The 16,533-nt window shown below is 63.0% G+C and carries 16 protein-coding genes; 9 read left to right on the plus strand and 7 right to left on the minus strand.

All coding sequences use genetic code 11. The annotated features are described in order from the left end of the window. Nucleotides 1-58 precede the first annotated feature (58 nt). Nucleotides 59-721: a YciC family protein gene (locus tag VCJ09_RS03435; protein ID WP_324733135.1), complete on the minus strand. Its 663-nt coding sequence runs from the start codon at nucleotides 719-721 to the stop codon at nucleotides 59-61. A gap of 36 nt (nucleotides 722-757) precedes the next feature. Then, nucleotides 758-1,348, minus strand: a complete 591-nt coding sequence (locus VCJ09_RS03440; protein ID WP_324733136.1) for a cysteine hydrolase family protein — start codon at nucleotides 1,346-1,348, stop codon at nucleotides 758-760. Nucleotides 1,349-1,419: 71 nt separating this feature from the next. Between VCJ09_RS03440 and VCJ09_RS03445 the strand changes: the two genes are divergently transcribed. From VCJ09_RS03445 to VCJ09_RS03455, 3 genes are all read left to right on the plus strand, one after another. Further along, nucleotides 1,420-1,947, plus strand: a complete 528-nt coding sequence (locus VCJ09_RS03445; RefSeq protein WP_324733137.1) for a LabA-like NYN domain-containing protein — start codon at nucleotides 1,420-1,422, stop codon at nucleotides 1,945-1,947. Between the two features lie 21 nt (nucleotides 1,948-1,968). Further along, entirely contained in the window at nucleotides 1,969-2,586 is a 618-nt protein-coding gene (locus tag VCJ09_RS03450) for a 3'-5' exonuclease (RefSeq protein WP_324733138.1), read from the plus strand. 100 nt (nucleotides 2,587-2,686) lie between these two features. After that, a complete protein-coding gene (locus VCJ09_RS03455) occupies nucleotides 2,687-4,015 on the plus strand; it encodes a mechanosensitive ion channel family protein (RefSeq protein ID WP_324733139.1) in 1,329 nt (442 codons plus the stop codon). A gap of 93 nt (nucleotides 4,016-4,108) precedes the next feature. On the opposite strand, the gene VCJ09_RS03460 is transcribed toward VCJ09_RS03455, so the two are convergent. From VCJ09_RS03460 to VCJ09_RS03470, 3 genes are read right to left on the minus strand one after another with little or no spacing between them, the layout of a single operon-like run. Then, a complete protein-coding gene (locus VCJ09_RS03460; protein ID WP_324733140.1) occupies nucleotides 4,109-4,726 on the minus strand; it encodes a TPM domain-containing protein in 618 nt (205 codons plus the stop codon). A 26-nt stretch (nucleotides 4,727-4,752) separates the two neighbouring features. Next, the gene (locus VCJ09_RS03465; RefSeq protein ID WP_324733141.1) at nucleotides 4,753-5,481 is read right to left on the minus strand and encodes a TPM domain-containing protein; all 729 of its coding nucleotides are present in this window, start codon (nucleotides 5,479-5,481) and stop codon (nucleotides 4,753-4,755) included. Next, nucleotides 5,481-6,083, minus strand: a complete 603-nt coding sequence (locus tag VCJ09_RS03470) for a LemA family protein (RefSeq protein ID WP_324733142.1) — start codon at nucleotides 6,081-6,083, stop codon at nucleotides 5,481-5,483. The genes VCJ09_RS03465 and VCJ09_RS03470 overlap by 1 nt, the downstream gene beginning before the upstream one ends. Before the next feature lie 243 nt (nucleotides 6,084-6,326). On the opposite strand from VCJ09_RS03470, the gene VCJ09_RS03475 reads away from it, so the two are divergent. Continuing rightward, nucleotides 6,327-7,664: a DEAD/DEAH box helicase gene (locus VCJ09_RS03475; protein WP_324733143.1), complete on the plus strand. Its 1,338-nt coding sequence runs from the start codon at nucleotides 6,327-6,329 to the stop codon at nucleotides 7,662-7,664. Nucleotides 7,665-8,037: 373 nt separating this feature from the next. Here the strand turns inward: VCJ09_RS03475 and VCJ09_RS03480 are convergent, their stop codons facing one another. After that, nucleotides 8,038-9,294 (minus strand): TIGR03862 family flavoprotein, encoded by a 1,257-nt coding sequence (locus VCJ09_RS03480; RefSeq protein WP_324733144.1) that lies wholly within the window; start codon nucleotides 9,292-9,294, stop codon nucleotides 8,038-8,040. 370 nt (nucleotides 9,295-9,664) lie between these two features. Then, nucleotides 9,665-9,877, minus strand: coding sequence for a DUF3079 domain-containing protein (locus VCJ09_RS03485; protein ID WP_324733145.1), 213 nt, complete (start codon nucleotides 9,875-9,877; stop codon nucleotides 9,665-9,667). Between the two features lie 209 nt (nucleotides 9,878-10,086). Here VCJ09_RS03485 and VCJ09_RS03490 point away from each other — a divergent pair, with 209 nt between their 5' ends. The 5 genes from VCJ09_RS03490 (at nucleotide 10,087) to VCJ09_RS03510 (ending at nucleotide 16,528) form a co-directional block, all read left to right on the plus strand. Then, nucleotides 10,087-12,222, plus strand: a complete 2,136-nt coding sequence (locus VCJ09_RS03490; RefSeq protein ID WP_324733146.1) for a 4Fe-4S binding protein — start codon at nucleotides 10,087-10,089, stop codon at nucleotides 12,220-12,222. Nucleotides 12,223-12,496: 274 nt separating this feature from the next. Then, on the plus strand, nucleotides 12,497-13,105 hold the full coding sequence (locus VCJ09_RS03495) for a YqiA/YcfP family alpha/beta fold hydrolase (protein WP_324733147.1): 609 nt from the start codon (nucleotides 12,497-12,499) through the stop codon (nucleotides 13,103-13,105). A 17-nt stretch (nucleotides 13,106-13,122) separates the two neighbouring features. Beyond that, nucleotides 13,123-15,012 carry a DNA topoisomerase IV subunit B gene (gene parE, locus VCJ09_RS03500; RefSeq protein WP_324733148.1) on the plus strand — a complete coding sequence of 630 codons (1,890 nt, stop codon included), beginning with the start codon at nucleotides 13,123-13,125 and terminating at the stop codon, nucleotides 15,010-15,012. Further along, nucleotides 15,012-15,992, plus strand: a complete 981-nt coding sequence (locus tag VCJ09_RS03505; RefSeq protein WP_324733149.1) for an esterase-like activity of phytase family protein — start codon at nucleotides 15,012-15,014, stop codon at nucleotides 15,990-15,992. The genes parE and VCJ09_RS03505 overlap by 1 nt, the downstream gene beginning before the upstream one ends. Nucleotides 15,993-16,027: 35 nt before the next feature. Continuing rightward, nucleotides 16,028-16,528, plus strand: a complete 501-nt coding sequence (locus tag VCJ09_RS03510) for a retropepsin-like aspartic protease family protein (protein WP_407693031.1) — start codon at nucleotides 16,028-16,030, stop codon at nucleotides 16,526-16,528. Nucleotides 16,529-16,533: the final 5 nt, after the last annotated feature.

Here is a 16,533-nt window from a genome sequence, read left to right on the forward strand (position 1 = left end):
GCCTTCGCCATTGCTGCCCTGTCCATGAATTCAAGTCCGACAGGCTGCTAGCCCGAATTTATTCCTCTGCAGGCAGTGTGCCGCGCAGCATGAACAGGCGAAACAGCACCACGGTGGCAAACAATTGCAGAAAGCCGTTGACGCTGTCGAGCAGCAGGGTGAGCAGCACATCCTGCTGCTCGCCCTCGGCCGGTTGGCTGGCCCAGGCGAGCAACCACAACGGCAGCATGACGCACAGTACGCAGGTCAGAATTTGCCAGAAGTAGCCGCTGGTCAGCTCGAAACTCTCATGCAGCGCTTTTATCGGACTCAGTCCGCGCAATACCAGCAGGTACTCGGCGAATGCCAGTTTGATCATCATCCACAGGCCTGGCAGGACGAACAGCGAGGCGCCGAGCATGATCGCCAGGGTGCTCAGGCCCGCCAGCAGGGCAAAGCCTGGCCACAGGCGCAGACTGGCGGCGAGCAGTGTGCGCTTGGCTGGTGTTTCGCCCCGGCTGCGCGCATCGAGGAACAGGATCAGCGCCGCGGTATAGAGCGGGTAGAACAGCAGGCCAACCAGAATGCCGTAAGCCGCAGCCGCTTCGGTCCCGATCTGAGCGCTGACGAATTGCTGCACCAAGGCTTCGAGTACCACCAGAGGCAAGCACAGGCGGATGATCGCCGGCAGGTTGTGGCTGAAGAAAAACCAGGCGTCGCGCAGGACGTGAAACGCATTCATGGGCAGTGGTCGCGGTCGAGAGAGCGGGGCGCCACTTTAGCCGATAGCGCCAGACGCTCCAAATAGCGAGACGATCAAGTCGGCGCTTTGCACCACTTCGGCATACTCGTCGCGCAGGTTGGCCAGGGCCATGTCGTGCACTTCCTGAGCGCTGCGTGGCTGGCCCGAGTAGTCGCTTTTGCCGAAGGTGTAGCAAGCGTCCGCCACCACCTGCGTGACAAAGCCCAGGTTGCTGGCGCTGCGCGCCGTGGCTTCCACCGAGTTTTCGCTGGCCACCCCGACTATCACCAACGCGCGAATGCCGCGCACATGCAGCCAGCGTTCCAGGTTGCTGTGGGTAAAGGCATCGGTGACATTCTTCTCGAACACCTGCTCGGCCGGCAGCGGCGCCAGTTGTGTCTGGAACAGCGCGCCGCTCTGCCCAGGGGCGAATACCGAATCGGCCTCGCGGGAAATATGACGAATATGCACCAGCGGCCATCCCGCCTGGCGCCAGTGGCCAAGCAGGCTGGCGATCCGTGTTTCCGCCTCGGGATTGTTACGCGCTTGATTGAGCCGCTGAATGCCTTGCTGCATATCGATGATCAGCAAGGCGGGCGGTTGTAAGCGGTGATCGTCTTGAGGCATTTCGACAGTCCTTGGTTGATGGCTGGCATACTGCACACCGACTGTAGCAGGCTGTGGGGAAACCACTGTCGATGCTTGCTCAACCAGCCAGTCTGTTAGCCGTCAACCGAGGAGCCCCGGTGAAAAAGATCGCCGTATTCGCCGATGTACAGAACCTCTATTACACCGTGCGCCAGGCCTATGGCTGCCACTTCGACTACGCCGCGCTGTGGGCTGACATCAGCCAGCACGGGCAGATCGTCGAGGCCTATGCCTACGCCATCGACCGTGGCGATGCCAAGCAGCAGCAGTTCCAGCAGATCCTGCGCAACCTCGGCTTTACCGTGAAGCTCAAGCCCTATATCCAGCGCAGTGACGGCTCGGCCAAGGGCGACTGGGACGTGGGCATCACCATCGACATCATGGACACCGCGCCGCGGGTCGACGAGGTGGTGCTGGCGTCCGGCGATGGCGATTTCGATCTGCTGCTGGAGAAGATCCGCAGCAGTTACGGGGTCGAGGCCGTGGCCTACGGCGTGCCGGGGCTGACTGCGCAATCGCTGGTCCGTGCGGCCAGCCGTTATGTGCCGATTGAAGGCGCGTTGTTGTTAAGAAATTGATAGTCGTTGAGAAACTGATAAATGCTCGAAGCCCCGATAGCCGTCCTCGATTTTGAAACCACTGGCATGTCGCCGGCGCAGCAGGCCCGCGCCACCGAGATCGGCGTGGTCATCGTCGAAGGCGGGCAGATAGTCGCGCGTTACCAGAGCCTGATGAACAGCGGCGCCTGGGTGCCGCCCTTCATCGAACAGCTCACCGGGATCAGCAACGCCATGTTGCGCAACGCCCCGCCGGCGGCGCAGGTGATGAACGAGGTGGCGGATTTTGTCGGCGACATTCCCTTGCTGGCGCATAACGCCTCCTTCGACCAGAAGTTCTGGGATGCCGAGTTGGCGCTGATCCGGCGCACGCGGGTGCAGCCGTTCGCCTGCTCGTTGCTGCTGGCGCGACGGCTGTTGCCGCAGGCGCCTAACCACAAACTCGGCACGTTGAATCGCTGGGCGCAACTGCCGGACACCGGCCAGGCGCACCGCGCGCTGGCCGATGCGGAAATGGCGGCCAACCTGACCTGCTTCATGGCCGCGCTATTGCGCGAGCGGCATGGCATGGCCGAGGTTTCCCACGCGTTGCTGTGCAGCCTGCAGAAGGTTCCCGCGGCCAAAGTGGCGCAAACGCTGCAACGCTTGCGTGAGGGGTAACTAGGCTGCTTATTAGTACGCTTGTCGCTTAAACCGTAGCCCGACAGCAACACGTCGATGGTCTGGGTTGCCTATTAGGTAGAATATAAGGTTGCCAAAAATGATAGTAGACGAGCTCATTCAACTAGTTAAGAACATTGTCTATACAGCACGCACTGCATTTTCCCAACCGGAAATCTATACGCAAATTGGCATTGTTCTAGCTATCTACCTGGTTGCATGGGTGTTTGCTAATCGCATCAGGAAATATGCTCCATTCCTTGACGCCAGTCAGGAAGAGGCTGCCGCTCATCCCTTGCGTAAAGTTATTGGCAAGCTGGGCAGTTTGATATTTCCGGTGCTCGCGATCTTGATGTTGCGAATCTCCGTTGAGGTGAGCGAGGGTGTATTAAATCAGGGCTGGCTGGTGCAGGCAGCGCTGACGGTTGCCATATTGCTGCTGTTTTATTCGGTTATTCGTGACTTTATACAGAACCGGGTGGCGGCTGGGATATTCAAATGGCTGGGCATGCCGCTGTTGTTTCTGCACCTGCTCGGTATTCTGAGTGGCCTAATAGCAATACTCGAATCCATATCGGTGAACTTGGGCAATATTGAGATTTCAGCTTACGGTATCGCGCGCGTTGCCATTTTTGGTTCGCTGCTGTTCTGGCTAGGACGCATTAGCAGCAAAACCGGCCGATCATTCATCGCCCATCAGGAAAGCCTCGACATACGCACCCGCGAAGTGGCTGCGAAACTTTTCGAGGTGGCGATATTCTTCTTGATATCCCTGTTGATATTGCAGGTCATGGGTATCAACCTCACCACGCTCGCGGTGTTTGGCGGTGCGATTGGTGTTGGTATTGGCTTAGGGCTGCAGGCAATTGCGTCCAATTTTATATCCGGGATTATCATCCTGCTGGACCGCTCCGTGTCGATTGGAGATTATGTCGAGCTTGATGATGGTCGCACCGGAATGGTGCGCGAGTTGAATATGCGCTCTACCACGCTGGAAACGTTCGATGGCAAAGATATTGTGGTGCCTAACGAAAAGTTCATCGCCGAGATATTTACCAACTGGACGCACAAGGACAAGAGTCAACGTTACCGGGTTGATTTTTCGGTCGCGTATCATTCTGACATCAGGAAGCTGGTCGAAATTATCAAGGCTGTAGTGGCTAGCCACCCGCAGGTGTTCAGCGGCGACGCTGTTCCGCTCGAGGAGCGCCCCGATTGTGAAATAGACAGTTTTGGGGATTCCGGCATCAACATGTTCGTTGAGTTTTGGATGGAAGGCATCGACGATGGTAAGAACCGGGTGGGCGGTGACCTTCTGTTGATGATTTTGGAAGCGCTACAAGAACATGGTTATGAAATACCCTTCCCGCAGCGAGAAATTCGGGTGGTAAACAAAGACTTTTCAATCAATAGCAAACCGGGCGATTAAACAGTCTCTGATAAAAGGGGGAGTGGTTGATGTATTAAACGCTCCCCCTTTTATCCTTCGACTCGGCAGCAGCGCCTCGATAGCCTGAATGACTCAGGGCAGGATCACCAGATGGTTGGGCAGTTCGTTGCGCTCGTGAGTCGCGGGCACATGCTGCTTGAGCTGCGCACCGCAGGACTGGATGCAACCGAGAAAACCTTCCAGGGTCTGGCCCTGTTTCACCCGCTGGGTGAAGTCCGCGACTATGGACTGCCAGGTGGTGTCGGGCAGCCGGCTGGAAATGCCGCGGTCGACCAGAATCTCCACATAGTGCTCGGCCTCCGAGACGAAGATCAGCATGCCGGTCGCCCCCGTCGTGTGGTGCAGGTTGTGCTCGAGAAACTGCCGGCGCGCCAGGTTGCTGGCGCGCCAGTGGCGCACGGCGCGCGGGATCAGGCGGCGGGTCAGCGCGGGAATGCGCAGCAGCAGGCTCAAGCCGGCAAAGGTCAGCCACTGCACCAGCAGCAATTCCTGGGCGCTCAGCCAGGCGACAAAATAATTCACCGCGCCAGGCACCAGCAGTGCCACCAGGCTGGCCCAGAGTAACGGGATGTAGGTGTAATCGTCCGCCTGGGCCGCCAGCACCGTGACCAGCTCGGCATCGGTCTCGCGCTCGACCGCGCTGATCGCCTGGGCGACCTGCTGTTGTTCGCTTTCACTCAATAAAGCCATGGGGTCTGTTTACTCGTTGAATTGAATTACCAGCCGCCGGAAGCACCACCGCCACCGAAGCCGCCGCCGCCGCCACCAAAACCGCCACCACCGCCGAAGCCGCCGCCGCGCGAACCGCCACTGGCCATGCCGGCAGCCAATAGTCCACCGAGCAGTAGCCCGCGACGTCCGCCGCGTCCACCGCCGATCAGGCCGATGACGATAAGCAGCAAGACGAAGAAGGGGATCGCCTTGGGCTTTTTCTCCGGCTCCGGGCTTGCAGCCAGTGGTTGACCGCCCAGCACCTGGAGAATCGCCGCGACACCGTCACTGATGCCCTTGGCGTAATCGCCGCGCTTGAAGGCGGGGGTGATGACCTGGTTGATGATCACCGAGGATTGCGCATCGGTCAGGCGACCCTCGAGGCCATAACCGACCTCGATGCGCAGTTTGCGTTCGTCACGGGCGATCAGCAGCAATGCGCCGTTGTCCTCGCCCTTCTGGCCGATGCCCCAGTGGCGGCCCAGCTGAAAGCCAAACTCCTCGATGGCCAGCCCTTGCAGGTTTGGCAGGGTGACCACCACCACTTGCTCGCTGCTGGCTTTTTCATGCGCCGCCAGCAGTTGCGTCAGGCGCGCTTCGGTTTGCGCATCGAGCAGCTCGGCCTGATCGACCACCCGTCCGCTGAGTGACGGAAACTCGGGCTCTTGCGCCTGGGCCACCCAGGCCCAGGCGCACAGCAGCAAGAACAGCGGCAGGCGTAGCGTGACTGCCATCAGAATTTCACTTCTGGGGCTTCTTCCGCCGCCGGGGTGGTCGCTTCGAAGTTCTCGCGCAGCGGCATGTCGCTGTACATCAGGCTATGCCAGAGGCGCCCGGGAAAGGTGCGGATCTCGGTGTTGTAGCGTTCAACCGAGGTGATGAAGTCGCGCCGGGCCACCGCGATGCGGTTTTCCGTGCCTTCCAGCTGGGATTGCAACGCCAGGAAGTTCTGGTTGGACTTCAGGTCCGGGTAACGCTCGGAGACCGCCATCAATCGGCTCAAGGCGCCGGTGAGTTGTTCCTGGGCCTGCTGGAACTGGCGCATTTTTTCCGGATTGTCCAGGGTGCTGGCATCCACCTGGATGGAGGTGGCCTTGGAGCGCGCCTCGATCACCGCAACCAGAGTTTCCTGTTCCTGCTTGGCGAAGCCCTTGACGGTCTCCACCAGATTGGGAATCAGGTCGGCACGTCGTTGGTATTGGTTCTCCACCTGGGACCAGGCGGCTTTGACTTGTTCGTCGTAGGTGGGAATGTTGTTGACGCCACAGCCGCTGAGCAGCGTAGCCATGACCAACAAGGCCGCCACTCGCCCGCTGAATCCGTATCTCGATGTCATCTGCATGGTCCGTTGATTTCCGTTTTCAGTCATAAATAGAGGTTCACCCTACCTGTCCCCCTGGTGATAAGCCAATCGTGACGGTCCTGCACGCTGGTTGTCCGGCGCGCATCGGCAGCCATTCGACAGCCCTTGGGGCGCAAGTTTCGCGGCTGGGCCGCGCAACAGAAACACGATGGCCAGCCCGGGGCAGGTTAAACTGCGCGCATTCGCACATTCGTGTTCCTTGTTCTGGTTGCCCTCATGACCTTCGTTTCCCTCGGCCTGATCGATCCCTTGCTGCGCACCCTCGACGGCCTCGGCTATGCCGTCCCCACCCCGGTGCAGGCCCAGGCCATTCCGCCGATCCTCAAGGGCCTCGACCTGATGGCCGCGGCGCAGACCGGCACCGGCAAAACCGCCGGCTTCGCCCTGCCGTTGTTGCAGCGCTTGATGATGGAAGGGCCGCAGGTGGCCAGCAACTCGGTGCGCGCCTTGGTGCTGGTGCCGACTCGCGAGCTGGCCGAGCAGGTGCAGCAGAGCTTTCTGACCTACGGGCAAGACCTGCCGCTGCGCAGCTACGCGGTGTACGGCGGGGTCAGCATCAACCCGCAGATGATGAAGCTGCGCAAGGGCCTCGACGTATTGGTCGCCACCCCCGGCCGGCTGCTCGATCTGTACCGGCAGAACGCGGTGAAGTTCAACCAGCTGCAGGTGCTGGTGCTGGATGAAGCCGACCGCATGCTCGACCTGGGCTTCGCCCGCGAGCTGCAGGACGTATTCGCCGCACTGCCGAAAAAACGCCAGACCCTGCTGTTTTCCGCGACCTTCTCCGAAGCCATCCGCGTCATGGCCAACCAGATGCTGCACGACCCGCTGAGCATCGAGGTCAGCCCGCGCAATGCCGCAGCCAAGTCGGTCAAGCAGTGGCTGATCCCGGTGGACAAGAAGCGCAAGAGCGAGCTGTTCCTGCACCTGTACCAGAGCAAGCGTTGGAGCCAGGCGCTGGTGTTCGTCAAGACCCGCAAAGGCGTCGATGAGCTGGAGGCCGAGTTGCAGCGCCACGGTATCAGCGCCGATGCGATCCACGGTGACAAGCCGCAGGCCACCCGTCTGCGCGCCCTGCAGCGCTTCAAGGATGGTGAGATCAAGGTGCTGGTGGCCACCGACGTGGCGGCCCGCGGCCTGGATATCGACGACATGCCGCTGGTGGTCAACTTCGACCTGCCGACCGTCGCCGAAGACTACGTGCACCGCATCGGCCGCACCGGTCGTGCCGGCGCCACGGGCCAGGCGGTGTCGCTGGTCTGCGCCGACGAGGTGGAGCTGCTGTCGGCCATCGAGACCCTGACCCAGCAGGTACTGCAACGCATCGACGAGGCGGATTTCATCCCCGACCACCGGGTACCGCTGACCCTGGCCGGCGGCCAGGTGGTGAAAAAATCGAAGAAGCCGAAAAAACCCAAAGTGGTCGGCGGCGGCAAGTCCGGCAGCCTCGGCCGCTGGCTGGAAAGCGACGAACCCGCTGCGCCTGCAGTCAAGGCCGTGCGCAAGGTGCCGAGTTTCGGCGGCAAGCCGGCCAAGGGCGGCAGAAAAGCGTAGGTTGGACGAGCAACGCGCCGCCCCGCACCGTGGGGTGGGTTAGCTTTGTAGGGCGGGTTAGCGGCAAGTTGCATTGGCGTCGAACCAGGCTATTTGCGCCGCGTAACCCGCCGTTGCGTCCGCAGTCATTCCGCGCCTTGGCTGGTCGCTTGCGGCGGGTTACGGCGCGCGTTGGCCTGCGGTCGACCGGGAGCGGGTGGCGCGCCTAACCTGCCCTACGATTCTGCGCGCAGCCAGGCTCGACGCCGGGGTTTGGGGAGGCCCCGGCGATAACGCCGCCGCGTAACTCTGCATTGCACTCGCGGACGCTCGGCACTGTCGGGGGCCGCGTGTGCGCGATGCTGAGGGCCGCATGGGTATCGCTACGCTCAACCTACGCGGTCCGCCCCATCCTACGGTTGTGTAACCACTCCAGCATGCCCAATCCTGCCGCCCGGCCGCTGGCGAAGCAGGCGGTGAGCAGGTAGCCGCCGGTCGGCGCTTCCCAGTCGAGCATCTCGCCGGCACAGAACAGTCCGGGCAGTTGCTTGAGCATCAGCCGTTGGTCCAGTGCCTCGAAGGGCACGCCGCCGGCCGTGCTGATCGCCTCGTCCAGCGGCCGCGACCTGACCAGGGTCAGCGGCACCGCCTTGAGCACGGCGGCCAGGCGGGCGGGGTCGGCGAAGCAGTCGCGCGGCGCCAGTTCGCGCAACAGCGCGGCCTTGACCCCGTCGATACCGACTTGGCGGTGCAGGTGCTTGGCCATCGAGTGCGAGCCGCGCGGCTTGCCCAGCGCGATTTGCAGCGTGGCCAGCGGACGTTGCGGCAGCAGGTCGAGATAGACAGTGGCCTTGCCCTGGCTGTTGATGCGCTCACGGATGCGCGCCGACAAGGCATAAACCAGGCTGCCTTCTACGCCGCCAGCGGTGAGGACGAATTCGCCTGGGCGCGGGGTTTCGTCGTCCAGGCGCAGGCTGACGTTCTTCAGCGGCGCGCCGGCGAACTTGTCGAGTAGCAACGGACTCCAGCCGGTCACCTCGAAACCGCAGTTGCTCGCTTGCAGCGGCGTGATTTCCACTGCGCGCGCCTGCAGCAGAGGCACCCAGGCGCCGTCGGAACCCAGCCGCGCCCAGCTGCCGCCACCCAGGGCTAGCAGGGTGGCGTCGGCCTGCACTGCGGTTTCGCCGGCGGGAGTGGCGATGCGTAGGGCGCCGTCATCGCTCCAGCCCAGCCAGCGATGACGGGTATGGATCTGTACCCCCAGTTCGCGCAGGCGCTTGAGCCAGGCACGCAGCAGCGGCGCGGCCTTCATGTCTGCGGGAAACACCCGCCCGGACGTGCCGACGAAGGTATCGATGCCCAGCCCATGAATCCAGCTGCGCAGGGCGTCGGCATCGAACTCGGCGAGTAGCCGGGCGATGTCCTCGCGGCGTTCGGCGTAGCGCGAGAGGAATGAATCCTTGGCTTCGGAGTGGGTGATATTCATCCCGCCCACCCCGGCCAGCAGGAACTTGCGCCCGACCGAGGGCATGGCATCGAACAGCTCGACCCTGACCCCGGCCAGCGCCAGCACCTCGGCGGCCATCAAGCCGGCGGGGCCGCCACCGATGATGGCGACGCGAGAGGCAGTGTGCTGGACTGAGTCAGTCATGGGCGAGGGGTTAGCCGTGGCGGAAGAGGGCGCATTCTACCCGAGGGCCGGCGTTTGCGGCTTGCCACAGGCCGACGGAAATCGTCGAGCGGCGAGATGCACTGCCGATGGCCAATCATTTGGCCGCTTCAGCAATCCACGCGCCCTAGGGGGTACTCGTCGCAGGCAGTGCACCATTGGTTCACCGGCGCGGTACAACGGCTGGCGGGTTGTCGCTGCGCTCCGAACGGATCGCCGCCCGAGCCGCCCTACGGACAGGCCATAGAGTCTGGAACAATCCACGATCCGTAGGGTGTACTCGTCGCAGGCAGTGCACCACTGGTTCACCGGCGCGATACAAAAGCTGGCGGGTTGTTGCTGTGCTGACAACTCAGAGCGCTTCGTCCTCCGGCTTCTTGGTCTCGTTTGGCGGCTCGATCCCCCAGTCGCCGAACAGGTACCAGTCCTCCCCGAGCATTTCGGCCGGGTGCATGGTGCGGTCGGAGCCGTTGCCGCAATCCAGCGACCCCGCCGGGCAATACCTGTCGCAGCCCCAGCAGATGCGCTCGGGATGCGGTGGATGTAAGGGAAATTTCTTGGCCATGCTGGCCTCCTGGGTATTAACAGGCCGTTGCAGCAAGACTACTCCTGTCGCCGAAAGAAGCGCTTGATCCCGCGCAAGAAGCCCATGCGCTGCTGCAGATTCCGCCTTTCTACGACTGAAGTACCGGCCGAATTGCCGGCAAGTCGCATGGCGCTCGGCTGCACGCTGGATAGCATGGCTGGATAGGGACAAAACCGACGAGGCGCGCCATGCCATCCTGCTTCAGCCGCTTTTCCTGCCTGCGGGTGCTGGTGCTGGTGTGCGCGCTGTTCAGTCAGCCGCTGGCCGCCGAGGCGTTGCAGGAGGAGATCCTGCAGCTGTTCCCGAAGGCCACGCGGATCGAGCCTAAGCAGGAGGCGCCGCCGGTCTACAGTGTTTACCAGCTCGACGAACTGCTCGGCTACGCCTTCGAGTCCAGCGACTACTCGAGCCTCCAGGGCTTCTCCGGCAAACCCATCCGCCTGCTCATCGGCATGGACCTGCAGGGCGTGTTGGCCGGGGTGCGGGTGCTCGAACACCACGAGCCGGTGTTTCTCTATGGCCTGGGGGTGCAGCCGCTGCTGGACTTCGTCGAGCAGTACCGGCAGCACCCCATCAGCCGGCCGATCATCGTCGGCGGCCGCCGCACCGGCAGCGCGGACGGTGAGTCGACCACCCAGTTCGACGGCGTCAGCAAGGCCACGGTGTCGGTGGTGATCCTCAATGAAACCGTGCTGCAGGCCGCCATGAGCGTCGCCCGGCAACTGCTCGAAGGTTTTGCCAGCGGGCCGCTGGCCACGGCGAAAAGCGATCTCTACCAGCCCATGGACTGGCAGCGTCTGCTCGGCAGCGGCTACGTGCAGCGCTGGACGCTGGGCCGCGCGGAGGTCGAAGCGGAGCTGGGGCATCCGTTGCGCGATTACCCCGAATTTGCTCAGGAGGACGACAGCGCTCCCTTCAGCGAGCTGCATTTCGCCTACCTCAACGCTCCGAGCATTGGCCGCAACCTGCTCGGCGAGGCCGGCTTGCAGCAGCTCAACGAAGAATTGCTGCCCGGCGAACAGGCGCTGTTGGTCATGTCCAGCGGCCTGTATCGGCATGTCCCGAGTGATTTCACTCCGGCGACCGCCACCAGCCGCCTGGTGCTGGTGCAAAACAGCCAGGCCATCGAGTTGTACGACATGAACTTGAAGAATGGCGAGGTGCTGGCGACGCTCGCCACGCCACTGCAGGAGGTGGACGCGCATATTTTTCGGATCAAGACCCACGCCGCCTTCAACCCGGCGCAGCCTGCCGCCCTGCAGCTGAACGTGAGCCTGCGGCGCAATCATCTGGTGGCAAGCAACAGCCACTTCAGCCGAGGGTTCCAACTCGACGAGCGTCTGTTCGATATTCAAGAGGCCGTCGCCCAAGCCGAGCCGGTACCGATCTGGCTGCGCATGTGGCAGGAACGCTGGTGGCAGATCACCCTGCTGGTTGGCTCGCTGATCCTGCTGAGCGGCGTGTTCATCTTCCAGCAGCGCATCAGCGCGCATAGCCGGGGTTTTCACCTGTTTCGTGGCGGTTTTCTGCTGTTCACCCTGGGGTTTATCGGGCTCTACGCCCAGGGCCAGCTGTCGGTGGTGAATATCTTCACCCTGCTGCTGACCCTGGGGCACGACTTCGATATCCGCATTTTCCTGATGGATCCGCTGATCTTCATCCTCTGGAGTTTCACCTTCGTCAGCCTGTTCATCTGGGGCCGCGGCCTGTTCTGCGGCTGGCTCTGCCCCTTCGGCGCCTTGCAGGAAATCCTCGGTTGGGTGGCCAAGAGCCTGCGGATCAAACAGTGGAAAGTCTCCGCGCGCAGCCACCAGCGCCTGCAAAAGCTCAAATATGTCATCTTGCTCGGCCTGCTGCTCGCGGCCTTCTACTCCCTGAGTCTGGCCGAACGCCTGGCCGAAGTGGAACCCTTCAAGACCTCCATGACCCTGTTCTTCGTGCGTAGCTGGCCGTTCGTGCTCTACGCCGTGATCCTGCTCGGCCTCGGCCTGTTCGTGCACAAGTTCTATTGCCGCTACGTCTGCCCGCTCGGTGCCGGCCTGGCCATGCTCGGCAAGTTCCATCTGTTCGCCTGGCTCAAGCGCATCGACGCCTGCGGCAAACCCTGCCAGCACTGCAAGAACCACTGCGAAATCGGCGCCATCGAGCGCGATGGGCGCATCGACTACGACGAGTGCATCCAGTGCCTGGAATGTATCGTGATCCTCAACAACGACGACCAATGCGTGGCCACTATCAGCGCGCGCAAGCAGGCGGACAAAGCCGGCAGGCAGCAAGGCCGAGAGGGGATCATCGTGACCGATTGGCTGCCGGGGCAAGGGTAGGGCTTGGCTGTTGACCGATACCAACGCGCGGCCGAGCCATGCTGTGTGAGGGCCCGCAGACGCGTCGCCTCAACCGCTGCGCCGTCGTCAAGTAGACGCTGGCCGCCTCAAAGCCCCGATATTGCCAGCAGGCTGGCCCTGTTCGGCGCTCGCCAGAAGTAGAGCTCAGGCCGCGAAAGCCGCGTCTGTTTGGGGCGATGGCTCATGGTCGTCAGTTGAGCCTGAGTACGCCCTACTTGCCGCTTGCCGCTCTGTCCTAGTAGCCTCCTGCGCCATGACTGCATCTATTCTCTATCTCCACGGCCTCAACAGCTCTCCCGCTTCGCTCAAGGCCAGCCAGCTGTCGCGCGCCATGACCCGCCTGGGTGTGGCCGCGCAATTGCGGGTGCCGGCGCTGGATCATCATCCGCGGCGGGCGATTGCTCAGGTCGAGGCCTTGATCGCCGAGCTCGGCCGGCCTGTGCTGGTCGGCAGCTCCCTGGGCGGCTACTATGCGACCCACTTGGCCGAGCGCCATGGCTTGCGCGCGCTGTTGATCAATCCGGCAGTACGTCCGCAGCTGCGTTTCGATGGCCACCTGGGTCCGCAGCACAACTATTACAGCGGTGAAACCTGGGAGATGACGGCCGATCATGTGCTGGCCCTGGCCGAGCTGGACGTGCCGCCGCCGCAAGACCCCGCGCGTTACCAGGTGTGGCTGCAGACTGCCGACGAAACTCTCGATTACCGCGAAGCTCAAGCCTATTACCGCGCCTGCGTGCTGCGCATTCAGGCCGGTGGCGATCATGGCTTTCAGGGTTTTGCCGCACGCTTGCCGATGCTCTTTGCCTTCGCCGGTATTGCGCCCCATCTGTGGCGCGATACCGACTTTTCCGACCTTTAATAACCACCAGAGACCCCATGGCCAGTTACAACGCAGACGCCATTGAAGTCCTTTCCGGCCTGGATCCGGTGCGCAAGCGCCCGGGCATGTACACCGACACCAGCCGGCCCAACCACCTGGCCCAGGAAGTCATCGACAACAGCGTCGACGAGGCCCTGGCCGGGCATGCCAGCTCGATCCAGGTGATCCTCCATGAGGACAATTCCCTGGAAGTGCTGGACGACGGCCGCGGCATGCCGGTGGATATTCACCCCGAGGAGGGCGTCTCTGGGGTCGAACTGATCCTCACCAAACTGCACGCCGGCGGCAAGTTCTCCAACAAGAACTACCAGTTTTCCGGCGGTTTGCACGGCGTCGGGATTTCCGTGGTCAACGCCCTGTCGACCCGCGTCGAAGTGCGGGTCAAGCGCGATGGCAACGAATACCGCATGACCTTTGCCGATGGCTTCAAGGCCAGCGATCTGGCAGTGATCGGCACGGTCGGCAAGCGCAACACCGGTACCAGTGTGCAGTTCTGGGCGGATACCAAGTATTTCGACTCACCGAAGTACTCGGTCAGTCGCCTCAAGCATGTGCTCAAGGCCAAGGCCGTGCTCTGTCCGGGGCTGCACGTCAGTTTCGAGGACAAGGCCAGTGGCGAGCGGGTCGAGTGGCTTTACGAGGAGGGGCTGCGCTCCTACCTGGTGGATGCGGTCAGCGAGTTCGAGCGCCTGCCGGTCGAGCCGTTCTGCGGCAGCCTCAGCGGCAATAAGGAGGCGGTCGACTGGGCGCTGCTGTGGCTGCCGGAGGGCGGCGATACGGTGCAGGAAAGCTACGTCAACCTGATTCCCACGGCTCAGGGCGGTACCCATGTCAACGGTCTGCGCCAGGGCCTGCTGGATGCCATGCGCGAATTCTGCGAGTTCCGCAGCTTGCTACCGCGCGGGGTCAAGCTGGCCCCGGAAGACATCTGGGAGCGCATCGCCTTCGTCCTGTCGACCAAGATGCAGGATGCGCAGTTCTCCGGCCAGACCAAGGAACGCCTGTCCTCGCGCGAGGCCGCGGCCTTCGTCTCCGGGGTGGTCAAGGATGCCTTCAGCCTATGGCTCAACGCCCACCCGGAACTCGGTCAGCAGCTCGCCGAACTGGCGATCAGTAACGCCAACCGCCGCCTCAAGGCCGGCAAGAAGGTTGAGCGCAAACGCATCACCCAGGGCCCGGCGTTGCCCGGCAAGCTGGCTGACTGCGCCGGCCAGGACCCGATGCGCTCCGAGCTGTTCCTGGTCGAGGGCGATTCCGCCGGCGGCAGCGCAAAGCAGGCGCGCGATAAGGAGTTCCAGGCGATCCTGCCGTTGCGCGGCAAGATCCTCAATACCTGGGAAGTGGATGTCGGCGAAGTGCTGGCGTCGCAGGAAGTGCACAACATCGCGGTGGCCATCGGCATCGATCCGGGCTCCAACGACCTGAGTCAGCTGCGCTACGGCAAGATCTGCATTCTCGCCGACGCCGACTCCGACGGTCTGCACATCGCCACCCTGCTGTGTGCGCTGTTCGTCCAGCATTTTCGCCCGCTGGTGGATGCCGGGCACATCTACGTGGCCATGCCGCCGCTGTACCGCATCGACCTGGGCAAGGAGATTTTCTATGCCCTGGACGACGCCGAACGCGATGGCATCCTCGATCGCCTGGTCGCCGAGAAACGTCGCGGCAAGCCGCAGGTCACCCGCTTCAAGGGCCTGGGCGAGATGAATCCGCCGCAGCTGCGCGAAACCACCATGGACCCCAATACCCGGCGCCTGGTGCAGCTGACCCTGGAGGATTTTCCTGGCACCCAGGAACTCATGGACATGCTGCTGGCGAAGAAGCGTGCCAGCGACCGCAAGTCCTGGCTGGAGTCGAAGGGCAACCTGGCCGAGGTGCTGCTTTGATGCGGCGCCTGGCTGTCGCCCTGTTGCTGGTCGCCGCTCCGGCGCTGGCCGAGACCCAGGCCCTGGAAGAGCTGAAGCTGGTCAGCGAGCATCCGATCGATGGCATCGCCGCCGGCAATCTGTCGGGGCTGGCCTGGTGCGGCGAGGCGCTCTGGGCCGTTTCCGATCGCGAGGATGACCGGCTGTATCGCCTGGCGGGCGGTGACGCCGTCTGGCAGGCCGAGGCCGAGCACTTTGTCGCCCCACCCGCGCCCTTGAATTCACTGCCCTGGGGCTTGCGCATGCGCACCTGGGCCGCCGGTCTGGTGCGTGGCGGTTACCTGGATTTCGAAGGCTTGTCCTGCGATGCCATCGGCAATCGCTATCTGGTCAGTGAGGCGCGCGCCGCCGTGTTGCAGATTCCTCCTGCGGGGGCACCGCAGTGGCTGGCATTACCCGCTGGCATGGTGCGCCAGGCGCGTGCCAGCAGCATGCTCTGGCACTTCAACTCGCTGTTCGAGGGGGTGGCGATCGATCCTGCCGGCGAGCGTCTGTGGTTGGCGGCCGAGCGCCAGCGTCGCGGCCTGCTGGCGTTGCACAAGCAGGGGTCGAGCTGGCGCTGCACCGCTGGTTGTGTGCTGATGAGTGAAGGCGGTAGGGCACCATCACCGCCGCAGTTGGGCGGCGAGGCGCAACCCCGGGATTTTTCCGCCGTGGTCATGCACAAGGAAAAACTATTCACCCTCGAGCGTCAGGCCCATCGCATCTGTCGACGCAAGCTGAGCGATGGTGCGGTCGAGCGCTGCTGGTCGTTTGCCAGCGAAGCCTTAACCGATGCGCGGCGATATCCTCAGCCCTATGGCTTGGCCGAGGCGCTGTGGATCGATGAGCAGGGGGCCTGGATCGGTATCGATAATGGTCAGCACACCCGTGCCGATGGCGAACAGCGTCCGGTAGTCTGGCGTTTCGCCGCACCCAAAGGCGGCTGGGGTCGTCGGTGAGCACGCCAGCGGCAGGGCGGCGGGTCGGCCGGGTAATGCTGGTGCTGGCCTGGGGCGCCGCGTTGCTGCTGGCCACGCACTTCTTCGGCAAATGGGAGGAGCGGCGCGACAACCCCAACCAGGCACCGCAGTCGGAGCATGTCGATGGTTATATCGAGGTGCGCCTGCTGAGCAGTCGCGGCGGTCATTACCTGCTGGGCGGCCAGATCAACGGCGTCAGCGTGACCCTGTTGCTCGATACCGGCGCCACCGCCGTCGCCGTGCCAGCGGCCTTGGCCGAACGCCTCGGTCTTGCGCGCGGTGCGCCGGTGCAGATCCGTACCGCCAATGGCACCGTCATCGGCTACCGTACCCGGCTGGTCAGCCTGCAGCTCGGCGAGATCCAGTTGCGCGACGTGGCCGCCTTGATCACTCCGGGCATGGACGGCGACGAAGTGCTGCTCGGCATGAGTGCCCTGAAACAACTCGAATTTACCCAGCGCGACGGCACCCTGGTGCTGCGCCAGTCGACTTCGCAACAATCCACTTTGCAATGAGGCAC

It is taken from the genome of Pseudomonas paeninsulae (assembly GCF_035621475.1).
GTDB lineage: Bacteria > Pseudomonadota > Gammaproteobacteria > Pseudomonadales > Pseudomonadaceae > Aquipseudomonas > Aquipseudomonas paeninsulae.

What these genes read in the sequence shown, in the direction of transcription:
- VCJ09_RS03455 (WP_324733139.1), top strand. Translation starts at nt 2,687, where the DNA reads ATGATAGTAGACGAGCTCATTCAACTAGTTAAGAACATTGTCTATACA.
- VCJ09_RS03480 (WP_324733144.1), bottom strand. Translation starts at nt 9,294, where the DNA reads ATGACTGACTCAGTCCAGCACACTGCCTCTCGCGTCGCCATCATCGGT.
- VCJ09_RS03510 (WP_407693031.1), top strand. Translation starts at nt 16,028, where the DNA reads ATGCTGGTGCTGGCCTGGGGCGCCGCGTTGCTGCTGGCCACGCACTTC.
- VCJ09_RS03445 (WP_324733137.1), top strand. Translation starts at nt 1,420, where the DNA reads ATGCTTGCTCAACCAGCCAGTCTGTTAGCCGTCAACCGAGGAGCCCCG.
- VCJ09_RS03450 (WP_324733138.1), top strand. Translation starts at nt 1,969, where the DNA reads ATGCTCGAAGCCCCGATAGCCGTCCTCGATTTTGAAACCACTGGCATG.
- VCJ09_RS03490 (WP_324733146.1), top strand. Translation starts at nt 10,087, where the DNA reads ATGCCATCCTGCTTCAGCCGCTTTTCCTGCCTGCGGGTGCTGGTGCTG.
- VCJ09_RS03505 (WP_324733149.1), top strand. Translation starts at nt 15,012, where the DNA reads ATGCGGCGCCTGGCTGTCGCCCTGTTGCTGGTCGCCGCTCCGGCGCTG.
- VCJ09_RS03460 (WP_324733140.1), bottom strand. Translation starts at nt 4,726, where the DNA reads ATGGCTTTATTGAGTGAAAGCGAACAACAGCAGGTCGCCCAGGCGATC.
- VCJ09_RS03465 (WP_324733141.1), bottom strand. Translation starts at nt 5,481, where the DNA reads ATGGCAGTCACGCTACGCCTGCCGCTGTTCTTGCTGCTGTGCGCCTGG.
- VCJ09_RS03475 (WP_324733143.1), top strand. Translation starts at nt 6,327, where the DNA reads ATGACCTTCGTTTCCCTCGGCCTGATCGATCCCTTGCTGCGCACCCTC.
- VCJ09_RS03440 (WP_324733136.1), bottom strand. Translation starts at nt 1,348, where the DNA reads ATGCCTCAAGACGATCACCGCTTACAACCGCCCGCCTTGCTGATCATC.
- VCJ09_RS03435 (WP_324733135.1), bottom strand. Translation starts at nt 721, where the DNA reads ATGAATGCGTTTCACGTCCTGCGCGACGCCTGGTTTTTCTTCAGCCAC.
- VCJ09_RS03495 (WP_324733147.1), top strand. Translation starts at nt 12,497, where the DNA reads ATGACTGCATCTATTCTCTATCTCCACGGCCTCAACAGCTCTCCCGCT.
- VCJ09_RS03470 (WP_324733142.1), bottom strand. Translation starts at nt 6,083, where the DNA reads ATGACATCGAGATACGGATTCAGCGGGCGAGTGGCGGCCTTGTTGGTC.
- parE (WP_324733148.1), top strand. Translation starts at nt 13,123, where the DNA reads ATGGCCAGTTACAACGCAGACGCCATTGAAGTCCTTTCCGGCCTGGAT.
- VCJ09_RS03485 (WP_324733145.1), bottom strand. Translation starts at nt 9,877, where the DNA reads ATGGCCAAGAAATTTCCCTTACATCCACCGCATCCCGAGCGCATCTGC.